This window comes from Methylobacterium nigriterrae (assembly GCF_037106235.1).
GTDB lineage: Bacteria > Pseudomonadota > Alphaproteobacteria > Rhizobiales > Beijerinckiaceae > Methylobacterium > Methylobacterium nigriterrae.
The window spans coordinates 1-12,040 of sequence record NZ_JBAWTG010000139.1 but is presented as its reverse complement, the minus strand read 5'-3'; the positions used below and the strand labels follow the sequence as shown (position 1 = coordinate 12,040).

The window sequence follows — 12,040 nt, the reverse complement described above, 5'->3', positions numbered from 1 at the left end:
CGTGCCATTGCAACGCGCTACGAGAAGACCGCCTCAAGCTTCATGGGCGTTCTCGCCCTCGCGGCTGCGCTCGACTGGCTCAAGAGCTAACAGGCCGTAGCTACACGTTCTTCGGCCTCGACGCTCTCGGGGGCGAGTTGGAGGAGCCCTTCGGCACCAAGCCAAACGACCTGCCCCTCGACGCGATGGTCCGCACCGTCGACCGCATCGTCCACCACGCGCTGGGCGAGCGCATGCCCGAAGTCCCGGTGCCGGACGGGCATTAGCTGCGGTAGGGGCGGCGCCTCAGCAGTTCCAGGCGCGCAGCACCGGCTCGCTGCGGTTGTGCTCGTAGCCCAGCACGCTGACGCTCGCGGTGCCGAGTACGAGAAGTGCCGCGGCCTCCGGCTTCAGACCGATCCAGCGCGCGGCGAGCACCCGCAGGACATGGGCGCTGGAGAACAGGATCAGGTCGGCATCCAGTGCCCGGATCGCCGCGATGACCCGGTCGGCCCGGGCGCCCACATCCGCCGCCGCCTCGCCGCCGGGACAGCCGTCGCGGAACAACCGCCAGTCGGGGTTCTCGGCCAGGATCTCCCTGGTGGTCCGCCCCTCGTAGGCGCCGTAATCCCACTCGGCGAGGTCCGGCTTGATCGTGCACCGGTCGCCGAACCCCGCTAGCGCGCAGGTCATGGCCGCCCGGCTCGACGGGCTCGACCAGACCGCCGCGTAGACACGTGACACGAGGCGCGGGGCGAGGGCTCGCGCGGCCGCCTCGCCGGCCGAGGTCAGCGGGATGTCGCTACGCCCGGTATGTCGGCCGGAGCGGCTCCAGTCGGTCTCGCCGTGGCGGACCAGCGTGATCTGTGGGAACGGGCTCCCGGACACGGCGACCTCCTCATGCCTGCGATCAACGCGGCTGGGCCGATCCGGCACCGCGGATTCTGCGCACTGGGCTCTATATCGCCCATGCTGAAAGTCCGTTCTCGGCCGCAACTTCCTGGGGCCGCCCTAAGGTCCGCTGGCCTTGCTTAGCCGAGGGCACGGGACCGCGCCTTTGATCGGCAGGAAGTGGTTCCATGCCGGCGTCGATGGCAAGTACTCGCATCCACGTCCGCCATTCAGGAACGGTTTAGGGTGCGCTCAACCGACCATTTTCTAGTTCTGACCCGCAACTGATCGATACGCGGAACTTTCAAGACGGCGCATATCACTAAATTTGAGGCGCCACCTCTTCAAGCGCGGGAGTGACCACTTACATCGTGGTCGCGGGGGCCGCAAAGGAAACGAATACCATGATGAAGCGTGTCGCTATGGTCGCTGTGGCGGCAAGTGCCCTCGTGGTCGCCAGCCAGGCGGCGGAGGCGAAGGGCTGCATCAAGGGCGCCATCGTCGGCGGGATCGCCGGCCACTACGCCGGGCACGGCGTTCTCGGCGCCGCCGGAGGCTGCGCCGCTGGTCGCGCTCTGGCCAACCGTCAGGCTCAACGTCAGCAGGCCGCCCCGGCCGTGAAGGCCGGTGGCGCCGCGCATCCGAGCCAGGGAGCCGGCAGCTACGTGGGCTACTGACCCTGCCGAACATCTGGGGTCCTTGAAGCCGCATCCTGCTGATCAAACAGTAGAACGCTGCCAAATGAAGTGTGTCTCGGCTTGCGCTCCCGATGACTCTTGGGAGCGCAAGCCGTTGCGAACTCCGGCTTGAAGTCCGGCGATTGCATCAGTGGGCGAATACGCCTGCGAAATCGCGGAAGCCCTTGATCTCGATCAGATTGCCGCCGGGATCGGAGAAGAACATCGTGCGCTGCTCGCTCGGCTCGCCGGCAGAACGGATCACGGGCAGAATGTCAAAGTCCATTCCTGCAGCCTCGACGCGTGCGGCCAGAGTGATCTGCCGAACGCCTGCTTCTGTTTGGAAGCGGACCTCCGATTGCATCTGGCCTGCCGTCCGAGAAGGGTCCGAAGCGGCGGTTCGAATCCTGAACCCAATGTCGGCTCCTAGCGCAACTCAGGCCTACAAACTGGGCTGCTGCAGCGTCCGCTTCGGAGAAGCCGCTAGAGTCGGCTGAGCGGCCGAAATGGGCGCAAAGCCGCATGACGGCTTCTGGGTCGCCGGTCAACTTCGGCTACCCACCTCAGCCGGCCATTGAGCACTCATTTCGAGCGCCCGTGATCGACACGGGAGCTTGACCCGTTGAACGGCCGAGATGGGGCTCGCCTGCCATTCGTAAGCAGGGCTCGTCGTCAGCGAGACGACGAGCCCTGCCCATCAGATTTCAGTGCTCTCAGCCAGCACGAGCGCATCCTCAACATCGACGCCGAGGTAGCGCACGGTGCTCTCGATCTTCGAGTGCCCGAGCAGGATCTGCACAGCGCGCAAGTTGCCCGTCTGCTTGTAGATGATCGACGCCTTGGTCCGCCGCAGCGAGTGTGTCCCGTAATCCTCACGCCGCAAGCCGATGCCCGCCACCCATTCATCAACGAGACGCGCGTACTGCCGCGTGCTGATATGAGCGGCGTGGTTGATCCGGCTCGGAAAGGCAAACTCGTCGAGCGTGCCACCTCGGCACTCCAGCCAAGCCAGGATGCTGGCGCGAGCGGGGTCGAGAAGCTCGAACTGCACGGGCCGGCCGGTCTTGTGCTGCACGATCGTGGCGCGGGAGCGGACTCGGCCGCCGCTGGTCAGATCGCAGACCTTGAGCCTCACGAGGTCGCAGCCGCGTAGCTTGCTGTCGATCGCAAGATCGAACAGGGCGCGGTCGCGGATGCGCCGCTCGCGGTCGAGCCAGAACCGGATGGCCCAGACCTGCTGCGGTTTGAGTGGGCGCTTGGCGCCGAGCTTGCGCCCTGCGTTCCATGGTCTGCGGTCTTTGAAGGCGGGGTCGTACTCTGAGTGTCCCATGGATTGTCTCCTGACCGGACCTGCTGGCCGGCTGGAGAAGGACCGTTGGGGCAACGAAAGGGACTTTTTGGCCGAAAGCGGCCGGTCTGCTTCGGAGCTCAAGCTGTGGGCAAGCGGACGTTCTGCGCGGCGCAGGTGAATGCCTCAGAGTGACCCAAAACAGTCATTCCGGTCGGCTCGATCTAAGGGCTGCTTTGTGGTGTGGACCGGACGGCTTCTGGCCTGCTCTCCTTAACAGGTCATGGAGCGAGCGGATGTTCATCACGCGCGCTGCCGGACCGGCGATGGCCTCTCGTTCGACTTGAGCCGCGCCCGCCACACACCCCTCTCCACGAGTTCAGCGATGACCCCCGCTAAAACCTTGGCGACGCCCTCGCTACCGCGGCCGTTCAGAGTGCGCTGGGAGACCACAACGGATAGCCGCCAAGACGGCGTTGGGTCTGCGATAGGCACCGCAACCATCTCACCGCGCTCGATCTCCGCGGACAGAGCGAAGTGCGGCATGATCGCCGCGAACTTCTTCGAGCGTACGAGTTCCGCGATGGCTGGCAGGCTTTCGCAATCGATTGCCCTTGGCGTGACCTCGTGGCGAGCGGCCAGTTGCTCGATTACGACACGAAGGACATTCGGGCGCCCAGGTAATACTATGGGCAAGGGTAGTTGGAAGATCTGCCGGAAGTCGACGTGACTCTCGTCAGCCATCGAATGGCCGGCCGGCACGATGAGCATCAGGTCCTCGACCATCATCTCGGTCCAAGCCACATGCTCAAACGCCTTGCGATCGTAGAGAAGTGCCACGTCGAGGCGGCCGGCCTGAATCCACTCGTCTAGAGTGCCGCTCATCGCCTCCACGATGTGCAGGGTAATGTTCGGGAGTGCCTCGGCGATTGACTCGTAGAGAGGCAGTGACAGGCCGCGGCAGGCGGAGGTCGGCAACCCGACAGAGATGCGGCCGCTTGGGCTTGTCGCCTGTGAGCGGACGATCTCCTTGGCCCGCTCAGCCTCCTGCAGGATGCGACGGGCATGCTCATAGAACGTGAGGCCCTGCTCGGTCGGCGTGACGCCGCGGGCATGACGGAACAGCAGATCGACACCGAGTTCGTCCTCGAGGTTCCGGATCTGCTGGCTCAATGAGGGCTGGGCCACGCTCAGCACTTCGGCGGCACGGGAGACGTTTCCGCTCTCCGCAATCTGCACGAAGTACCGAAGTTGGCGAAGATCCATCGGCCTCTCTCCTCGCGCCAGGGTCCACCGGATTTCCTGCTCCTGTCAAATGGTCTACCGATGAGCAATCTGCATACCCTATGGGCACGCGCCTCGATTTAATGCTGCGACGCGAGAAGGTTGTGGCCATAGCGGCGCAATCGCTTTTGCTTATGGATCATACTGATAGGTTTTTCCGATACCTCGTATCGGAAATTTGTCTTTGAAGTTTTTTGTTTCGGACGAGTAGCCTCCGAGCTGTTGCCAGAAAATCAGCGCTGTCGACAGGCGCTCGCAGGTAACCGGAGAGTGTCGCATGAAAGCGCAGAAGTATTTGCGCAGCCTCATCATGGCTGCTCCGATGGCCTTTGCCCTGCCGACGGCGGTGTTGGCGCAGCAGCAGCCATGCATCGGCAACTCAGCCGCCATCACCGGGCCAGCGGCGTTTGGCGGGCAGGCCATCAAGATGGGCGCCGAGATCGCAATAGATGAAATCAATGCGAAGGGTGGCGTGCTGGGCAAGCCGCTGCGCTTCGTCCAGTACGATGATGCTGGCGCACCACCTCGCGGGGTCGACAACACGCGCCGCATCGCGCTTGCCGATAAATGCGTGGTGATCCTCGGCGGCTACCACTCCACTGTATCAGTTGCGCAGGTCGAGCCGGTCCACGCGCTCGGCATCCCGTTCGTCGGTGTTCTTGCTGCTAATACACAGGCCATCGAGAATGGTCGCAATCCGAACTACATGTTTCGGGTCTCAGCCAAGGACAAATGGGTCGCCCGCTTCTTGGTTGAGCAGGCGGCCAAGGTCTCCAAGACCGGCAAGATCGCGTTCTTCTACGAGAATACCGGCTGGGGTAATGGCGCAGTGCCGGACGTCAAGGCAGCCATCGCCAAGGCCGGCAAGGAGCTTGTGGCCGTCGAGACCTTCAACTGGAACGACCAGGACATGACCCCGCAGGCGATCCGCGCGCGGGATGCGGGCGCCGATGTCGCTCTGTTCTGGGCCCTCGATCGCGAGGGCAACCAGCTTGTGCGCTCCATGGACAAGGTCGGCTACAAGCCCACGATCATCGGTGCCTGGGGCATCGCCGGTAATCTCGGCGAACTCGCCGGCCCGCTCGCCAACGGCGTGGAGGTCGTGCAGACCTACAGCTTCATGGGTGACCTCGATCCCAAGGGGCAGGCGCTCTGGCAGAAGATCCAGGCCAAGTACGGCCTGAAGGATCCGTCCCAGATCAAGATGGGTTCGGGCATCGCAAACGCCTACGACGCGGTCTACATCGTCGCCAAGGCAATCGAGCAGGCCGGCGCCTACGATTGGAAGAAGGTCCGGGAGGCCCTGTACAAGGTCCGCCACGACGGACTGGTGGCCAAGTACGACCCGGCCTTCGATGCTTCTGACCCTGAGCGGCAGGATGCGATCCTGCCGCGCGACTACAAGCTCACGGTCTGGTCAGACGGCAAGCTGCTGCCCATCGCGCAGACGCCCTACGGCAAAGCGAACTGAGCTCGTTGCGGGCCGGCGCGCTGCTGCCGGTCCGCCCGATCCGCGATCGGCAGAAAGCCAAGCCAATGATGACGACGGCTCTGCAGTACACCCTCTCCGGCCTCGCTATCGGAGGGATCTATGCCCTGGTGGCACTCGGCTTCCACATCATGTGGTCTGCCGCCAAGGCGGTGAACTTTGCCCACGGTGATACCCTGATGCTCGGCGCTGTGTTGGCCGTGCTCGGAGTCGATGCCGGCCTGCCCTTGCCGCTCGCCTGCCTGCTGGCCATCGCCGCGGGCGGCATCTTCGGCATTCTGCTCGAGCGCTTCGCGGTGCGGCCCTTCACGGGCACGAATGCCTCCATCGGCTGGATGCTGACCACCATCGCCGTCGGCATCATGATCGAATCGCTGGCAACCATGCAGTTCGGTGGCTTCTCGCGGCCCCTGGCCTCGCCGGGGATCGAGAAGGCCATCACGATTGGTGGTGCCGGCATCTACCCGCAGGAACTCCTGATCCCGGCCGTCGCGATCCTGGCCATGGTCGGCTTCCGGCTGCTTCAGAAGCGGACGCTGGTCGGGCGGGCGATGCAGGCCGTAGCCCATAACCGGCAGGCGGCGTCCCTCATGGGGATCGACGTCAATCGCATCGTAATGCTCTCTTTCGGGCTCGCCGCCCTGTTCGGTGCCGGGGCCGGGGTGCTGGTTGCGCCGGTCATTCAGGCCTCGGCGACGATGGGCGTCCTGCTCGGCCTCAAAGGCTTCGCGGTCGCGATCATCGGCGGCATCACCAGCGCGCCCGGTGTCGTCGTGGCGGGTCTTGCCTTCGGCATCATGGAAAAGTTCGTCGAAGGATACGTCTCGACGGCCGCACGCGAGATCGTGGGTTTTGGTGCGATGATCCTGGTCCTCCTGGCCTTTCCGCAGGGGCTGCTCGGTAAGCGGGAGATCTTCAAGGTATGAACGCGCTCTTCCGCCTCGGCTTCGCGCTTCTCGCGCTGACCCTCGTCGCCGTACCCCTGACGGCCGGCAACGAGTATGAGCTGCGGCTCTTCATGCTCTTTCTGATCTACGGGATCATCGCGGCCGGCCTGAACGTGCTCGTGGGGCTCACCGGCCTCGTCTCCCTCGGTCAAGCGGGCCTGTTCGCGCTCGGCGCCTACACGGGCGGCATCCTGGCGGCACGCTTCGGCCTCGACCTTCTCTTCGCCAGCCTCGCGGCGGCCGTGGTGTCCGGATTGTTCGGCGTGCTCCTCGCCTATCCGACCGTGCGGGTGCGCGGCGTCTATCTGGCGGTTGTGACGATCGCCTTCGGCCTCATCGTCGAAAACGTCGCGATCGAGTGGCAGTCGCTCACCGGCGGCACCACGGGTCTCAGCGGCATCCCGGGCCCGAACCTCCTCGGCTTCCCGCTGTCGGGCTACGCCTTTTACGGGGTGCTCGCCGCCACGCTGTTCGCTGTCACCCTGCTCGCCCACCATCTCAAGTGGTCGGCTTATGGCCGCGCCATGATGGCGGTGTCGCAGAGCGAGACCGCGGCACGCAGCCTCGGGGTCAACGTGACGGCCATTCGCACGCTCGCCTTCGTGGTCGCGGCCGCGACGGCCGGGGTTGCCGGCAGCTTCTACTCCTTCCTCAACGCCTACATCTCGCCCGACATCTTCACTTTCGCGGATTCGGTCCGCTTCCTGCTGATGGTCATTCTCGGTGGCGCCGCCTCGACATTCGGCCCGGTCATTGGCGCCGCCATCCTGACTTACCTGCCAGAACTGCTGCAGCAATTCGCCGAGTGGCAGAAATTCGCCTACGGCGCGCTTCTTCTCCTGGTAATGTTCGTTCTGCCGCGAGGTATCCTCGGCACCTTGAGCGGCCTCCTCGGCCGTCTGCGCCCGGTATCGCGTGGTATTGATCCCGGCGAGGGTACACCGGCGGCGGAAATTCTGCGGGACGGTGCGCGTGCTCCGGCCGAACTCGTGACCCAGGGATTAACTGTGCGCTTCGGCGGCCTCACCGCGCTCTCGCAGGCGTCGGTACGCGTCAAGCCCGGCGAGATCCACGCCCTCATCGGTCCGAACGGCGCCGGCAAATCGACCTTCATCAATACCATATCGGGCTTCTACAGCCCGACCGAGGGATCGTTCAGCCTCGACGGCACGCCGCTCGCGGGCCGCAAGCCGCACCAGATCGCCCGCCTCGGGCTCGCCCGCACCTTTCAGAACACCGAGCTGTTCGGCGAGATGAGCGTGCTCGAGAACGTCATGGTCGGCTTCGAGCAACACCGGAGCTACGGCCTGCCGAGCGCCCTCTTGCGCATGCCGGGCTTCCGTCGCGAGCAGGACGCGTGCCGCCGCGCCGCGATCGGCCTCCTGGCCTTCGTGGGACTGGCCGAATACGCCAACGAGGCCGCGCGCTTCCTGCCCTTCGGCCACCAGCGTCGCCTGGAGATCGCGCGAGCCCTCGCGGCCCGGCCTCGGCTGCTGCTGCTCGATGAGCCGGCCGCCGGGCTGACCACCCAGGAGATCGACGAACTCGAGGTCATGATCCGGAAGATCGCTGCCTTGGGCATCTCCGTGCTGCTGATCGAGCACCACGTCGATCTGATCATGGCCGTCGCCGACACCGTGACGGTACTGGATTACGGCGAGATCATCGCCAGCGCTTCGCCATCTGAGGTGCAGGCGGATCCCCGCGTGATCGAAGCCTACTTCGGTGGGCCACTGGCCCAAGCTCTCGCGACGGAGGCCGCATGAGAACCCCTGAGCCCCTGCTCTTGGTCGAGGGCATCGAGGTCCGCTACGGCGCTGCCACTGCTCTGCGTGAGGCAAGCCTCGCGGTCCGTCCCGGCCAACTCGTCGCGGTGATCGGCAACAACGGTGCTGGAAAGACCTCGCTGATGCGCGGCCTGACTGGCCTTGTCCGTCCCTCCGCGGGGCAGGTCCTGTTCAAGGGAGAGGACACGACGCGCCTGCCCGCGCACGCCAAGGTGGCGCGCGGTCTCGTGATGGTGCCCGAGGGCCGGATGTTGTTTCCCGACCAGAGTGTCGAGGACAACCTGATCCTCGGGGCCTACGTCCACGGCGGGCTGAAGCGGCCGGAGGCCAAGCGCAACCTTGAGCGGGCTCTGAGTCTGTTCCCGCGCCTGCGCGAGCGACTGCGGCAGCCAGCCGGCAGCATGTCGGGCGGCGAGCAGCAAATGCTAGCCATCGCCCGCGGCCTGATGACCGAGCCAGATCTCCTCGTCATCGACGAACTCTCGCTCGGCCTCGCTCCGAAGATCGTCGAACAGCTTATCGGCATCCTGCGCGACCTCAACCGGCAGGGCCTCACCATTCTTCTCGTCGAGCAACTCGCCTCCTACGCGCTCGCCATCGCCGACTATGCCTACGTGGTCGAGCATGGGCACATCGAGCGTGAAGGCCCGAGCGCTGTCTTGGCAAAAGACCCGGACGTCATGGAGGCGTTCCTCGGGAAGAAGAAAGCCGCCTGAGCGTCGGGTGGGCCGCCCCCGCCCCGCGACGTGGCCGACAGGAACGCGCCCCGGCTGCACCGGAGCGCGAACGATCCCTCACACCCCAACCAAAGGACAAGCCATGCCCCAACGCGTCGTCGACCTGAGCCTCCTGATCGAGGACAATATGCCAGCCCATAAGCTGTTTCAGCGGCCGGTCATTACCACGCACCTGAGCCACGAGAGCTCAGCGGCGCTGAACCTCGGCGTTCCGGGCGATCCGATGACGTTCCAGACTAACTTCATCGCCATGCTCGACCACGTCGGCACCCACGTCGACGCTTTCAAGCATGTGAACCCGAACGGCGCGCCCGTCGACGAGATGCCGCTCGAGTTGTTCATGGGCAAGGCGGTGTGCTTCGACCTGCGCCACATCCCGGATCTCGGCGACATCACGGTTGCCGATATGGAGGCCGCCGAAGAAAAGAGTGGCGTGAAGGTCAACGGCCACATCGTCCTGCTCTGCACCGGCTTCCACAAGCGCAACTACCCGAGCCTCGATTCCGTCTGGAAGAACCCCCTGTTGACCGCCGAAGCCACGCGCTGGCTTCACGACCGCGGCTCGAAGATGCACGGCGTTGAGGGCCCGTCGACCGACAAGCCGAGCGACAACATCTTCGCCCAGCACCGGCTCTGCCGCGACCTCGGCATGAGCCACTGGGAATGGCTGGTGAACCTGGAAGAACTCGTCGGGAAGGGCGAGGTCCAGTTCTTTGGCGTGCCGCTGAAGTTCAAGGGTGGCTCCGGCTCACCGGTGCGTGCCTTCGCACTCGTCGACGCTTGATCCTGGTGCCGGAGGCCCGATGCGAGGGACTCCGGCATCGTCCCCTCCTCTGGCACTCACCCCTAGGGTGAAGCGCCGTTCTGCACCTGCCTTGCCCGAGGATCATGATGAGCGAGTTCGACTTCATGAGCGCGCTGGAGCTGCGGCGGCTCGTGGCCGCACGGCAGGTCTCGCCGGTCGAACTGACAGAGCGAGCGCTTAGCCGCGCAGAGGCCACGCAATCCACCCTCAATGCCTTCTTCGTGCTGATGCCGGAAGACGCTCGGGCAGCCGCCCGGCAGGCCGAGGAGGCCGTCATGCGCGGCGGCGCGCTTGGCCTGCTGCACGGCCTGCCGGTCTCGGTGAAGGACCTGATTGCCGTCGCAGGGCAGCCCTTCGCCTCCGGCTCGCGCGCGATGGTCGGCAACGTGGCCGCTGTCGACGCGCCTGCCGTGGAGCGGCTCAGGCAGCACGGCGCCATCATCATCGGCAAGACAACAACGAGCGAGTTCGGCTGCAAGCCGGTCGGAGACTCGCCCCTGACCGGCATCACCCGCCATCCCTGGGATCTGACCAAGACGCCCGGCGGCTCGAGCGCCGGGGCGGCGGCGTCGGTGGCGGCCGGCATCACGCCCTTCGCTCTCGGGACTGACGGCGGCGGCTCGTTGCGCATCCCGGCCGCGCTGACGGGCCTTGTCGGTCTCAAGGCGCAGTTCGGGCGCGTTCCGGTCTGGCCAACCTCTGCAACCCCAACGCTGGCTCACGTCGGCTCGCTGGCCCGCTCTGTCGCGGATGCGGCACTTCTGACAACAGCCGTGGCCGGCTACGATCCACGCGACCCGTTCTCTGTCTCCGGACCGGTGCCGGATCTGCTCGGAGCGGCGCAGGCCTCTGTCGCCGGCCTGCGGGTCGCCTGGAGTGCAACGCTTGGTTACGCCCGGCCGGACCCTGAAGTCGTTGAGATCGCCCGCGCCGCCGCGATGGCGCTTGCTGACCAGGGGGCCATCGTCGAGGAGGTTGAGACGGTCTTCGAGAGCGATCCCGGCGATCTGTGGACGGCCGAGTTCTATGCTGGCGTCGGCACGCGCTTGCGCAGCGTCCTCGAGACGCAGCGCGACCTCCTCGACCCCGCGGTGGCAGACGTGCTCGACGCGGCGCTCGCACAGGAAATGCGCGCCTATTACGAGAGCGTGTTCCGGCGCTATGCCCTGCGTGACGCAATGGTGCGCTTCTTCGACCGCTACGACGTGTTGCTCTCGCCGACTGTACCGGTCACTTCGCTCGAGGCCGGACGCAACCTACCCGAGCGGTTATCGGATCGCAGTCTAGTGAGCTGGGTGTTCTACACCTATCCATTCAACTTGACCGGGCAACCGGCCGCGTCGGTCTGCGCGGGTCTTGCGGCGGACGGCATGCCGGTCGGTGTCCAGATCGTGGGTCGCAGTCTCGGCGAGGCTGACGTGGTGCGGGCAGCAGCAGGCGTCGAGCGCACAAAGCCTCATGGCTACAATCACAAGCCGCCGCTTGCATAAGCGGCGCGCTCATAAACAATCGCGCAAGGAAGCCATCCCCTACTTAGAAAAGGTATTCTCCTTCAGCTCCCCTACAGGAACCGCGCCCCATGGGTCAGCTGGCGCGGCAGCGCGATGCGCGCTTCCTTCTTGGGCTTACTTGCCTGAAGGGCCCCCAATGGCTTCGCCTCTACCGCCCCGCGCCGGTGCCTTGCCATCCAAGCAGCGAAGGTCTGCTTGGCGCTTAGATCCTGCCCTCAAATGAGGCGGCCGAATGTCTGGTGATGGGGCAACCCGGACTTACGGCTCGGCCTCATCGCATGTCCGCTTCGGGAAGACCGCATGAGTCGCCTGAACGGCGGCAATGGGCGCAAAGCGGCCGACCGAAGTTGGCCGAAAGCCGCCGGGCCGCTTCGGAGAAGGCCTGCCGGAAAAGCCGACGGACTCTTGCCGACCCCATCTTGCCATCCGGCAATCTTCGGTCTTGCGGCTGGAAGCGGTACGGCCGCTTCGGCGAAGTTGCGTTTTGGGCTGCCATCGCGCAGCTCACTCCGAATTCCGGCATAGCGCCGAAGACCGACCCGACCGCTAATACCAATCGGTGTTGATCATAACCGATAGGCCCAGTCGCGCAGGCCGAGGGACATGATCTTCCAGGGCTGGTCGATGAGGCGGCTCCAGGCCTCG

The 12,040-nt window shown here is 65.3% G+C and carries 10 protein-coding genes and 3 pseudogenes; 9 read left to right on the top strand and 4 right to left on the bottom strand.

The window, feature by feature from the left end:
• Together WDW90_RS31130 and WDW90_RS31125 are read left to right on the top strand one after the other, a co-directional pair.
• Window positions 1-90, top strand: a pseudogene (locus tag WDW90_RS31130) (IS5-like element ISMex42 family transposase); the annotation flags it as partial.
• An 8-nt stretch (window positions 91-98) separates the two neighbouring features.
• Window positions 99-266 (top strand): annotated as a pseudogene (locus WDW90_RS31125) (bestrophin family protein); the annotation flags it as partial.
• Window positions 267-285: 19 nt separating this feature from the next.
• Here the strand turns inward: WDW90_RS31125 and WDW90_RS31120 are convergent.
• The gene (locus tag WDW90_RS31120; protein ID WP_336491411.1) at window positions 286-867 is read right to left on the bottom strand and encodes a histidine phosphatase family protein; all 582 of its coding nucleotides are present in this window, start codon (window positions 865-867) and stop codon (window positions 286-288) included.
• 407 nt (window positions 868-1,274) lie between these two features.
• Here WDW90_RS31120 and WDW90_RS31115 point away from each other — a divergent pair, with 407 nt between their 5' ends.
• Complete coding sequence (locus WDW90_RS31115) at window positions 1,275-1,547, top strand: hypothetical protein (protein WP_431311159.1); 273 nt, start codon at window positions 1,275-1,277, stop codon at window positions 1,545-1,547.
• A 148-nt stretch (window positions 1,548-1,695) separates the two neighbouring features.
• Here the strand turns inward: WDW90_RS31115 and WDW90_RS31110 are convergent.
• The 3 genes and pseudogenes from WDW90_RS31110 to WDW90_RS31100 form a co-directional block, all read right to left on the bottom strand.
• Window positions 1,696-1,836, bottom strand: a pseudogene (locus WDW90_RS31110) (VOC family protein); the annotation flags it as partial.
• Between the two features lie 408 nt (window positions 1,837-2,244).
• The gene (locus tag WDW90_RS31105; RefSeq protein ID WP_336491409.1) at window positions 2,245-2,877 is read right to left on the bottom strand and encodes a tyrosine-type recombinase/integrase; all 633 of its coding nucleotides are present in this window, start codon (window positions 2,875-2,877) and stop codon (window positions 2,245-2,247) included.
• A gap of 261 nt (window positions 2,878-3,138) precedes the next feature.
• Entirely contained in the window at window positions 3,139-4,101 is a 963-nt protein-coding gene (locus WDW90_RS31100) for a LysR family transcriptional regulator (protein ID WP_336491408.1), read from the bottom strand.
• A 295-nt stretch (window positions 4,102-4,396) separates the two neighbouring features.
• On the opposite strand from WDW90_RS31100, the gene WDW90_RS31095 reads away from it, so the two are divergent.
• The 6 genes from WDW90_RS31095 (at window position 4,397) to WDW90_RS31070 (ending at window position 11,374) form a co-directional block, all read left to right on the top strand.
• The gene (locus WDW90_RS31095) at window positions 4,397-5,590 is read left to right on the top strand and encodes an ABC transporter substrate-binding protein (protein WP_336491407.1); all 1,194 of its coding nucleotides are present in this window, start codon (window positions 4,397-4,399) and stop codon (window positions 5,588-5,590) included.
• Between the two features lie 68 nt (window positions 5,591-5,658).
• The gene (locus WDW90_RS31090; protein ID WP_336491412.1) at window positions 5,659-6,534 is read left to right on the top strand and encodes a branched-chain amino acid ABC transporter permease; all 876 of its coding nucleotides are present in this window, start codon (window positions 5,659-5,661) and stop codon (window positions 6,532-6,534) included.
• Window positions 6,531-8,321: a branched-chain amino acid ABC transporter ATP-binding protein/permease gene (locus WDW90_RS31085; protein WP_336491406.1), complete on the top strand. Its 1,791-nt coding sequence runs from the start codon at window positions 6,531-6,533 to the stop codon at window positions 8,319-8,321. The genes WDW90_RS31090 and WDW90_RS31085 overlap by 4 nt, the downstream gene beginning before the upstream one ends.
• Window positions 8,318-9,058: an ABC transporter ATP-binding protein gene (locus WDW90_RS31080; RefSeq protein ID WP_336491405.1), complete on the top strand. Its 741-nt coding sequence runs from the start codon at window positions 8,318-8,320 to the stop codon at window positions 9,056-9,058. The genes WDW90_RS31085 and WDW90_RS31080 overlap by 4 nt, the downstream gene beginning before the upstream one ends.
• A 103-nt stretch (window positions 9,059-9,161) precedes the next feature.
• A complete protein-coding gene (locus WDW90_RS31075; RefSeq protein ID WP_336491404.1) occupies window positions 9,162-9,863 on the top strand; it encodes a cyclase family protein in 702 nt (233 codons plus the stop codon).
• Between the two features lie 104 nt (window positions 9,864-9,967).
• The gene (locus tag WDW90_RS31070; protein WP_336491402.1) at window positions 9,968-11,374 is read left to right on the top strand and encodes an amidase family protein; all 1,407 of its coding nucleotides are present in this window, start codon (window positions 9,968-9,970) and stop codon (window positions 11,372-11,374) included.
• The last annotated feature ends 666 nt before the right edge of the window (window positions 11,375-12,040 follow it).

Excerpts from the sequence above, each read along its gene's own strand:
- WDW90_RS31075 (WP_336491404.1), top strand. The coding sequence starts at position 9,162 with ATGCCCCAACGCGTCGTCGACCTGAGCCTCCTGATCGAGGACAATATG.
- WDW90_RS31105 (WP_336491409.1), bottom strand. The coding sequence starts at position 2,877 with ATGGGACACTCAGAGTACGACCCCGCCTTCAAAGACCGCAGACCATGG.
- WDW90_RS31070 (WP_336491402.1), top strand. The coding sequence starts at position 9,968 with ATGATGAGCGAGTTCGACTTCATGAGCGCGCTGGAGCTGCGGCGGCTC.
- WDW90_RS31115 (WP_431311159.1), top strand. The coding sequence starts at position 1,275 with ATGATGAAGCGTGTCGCTATGGTCGCTGTGGCGGCAAGTGCCCTCGTG.
- WDW90_RS31100 (WP_336491408.1), bottom strand. The coding sequence starts at position 4,101 with ATGGATCTTCGCCAACTTCGGTACTTCGTGCAGATTGCGGAGAGCGGA.
- WDW90_RS31090 (WP_336491412.1), top strand. The coding sequence starts at position 5,659 with ATGACGACGGCTCTGCAGTACACCCTCTCCGGCCTCGCTATCGGAGGG.
- WDW90_RS31085 (WP_336491406.1), top strand. The coding sequence starts at position 6,531 with ATGAACGCGCTCTTCCGCCTCGGCTTCGCGCTTCTCGCGCTGACCCTC.
- WDW90_RS31095 (WP_336491407.1), top strand. The coding sequence starts at position 4,397 with ATGAAAGCGCAGAAGTATTTGCGCAGCCTCATCATGGCTGCTCCGATG.
- WDW90_RS31080 (WP_336491405.1), top strand. The coding sequence starts at position 8,318 with ATGAGAACCCCTGAGCCCCTGCTCTTGGTCGAGGGCATCGAGGTCCGC.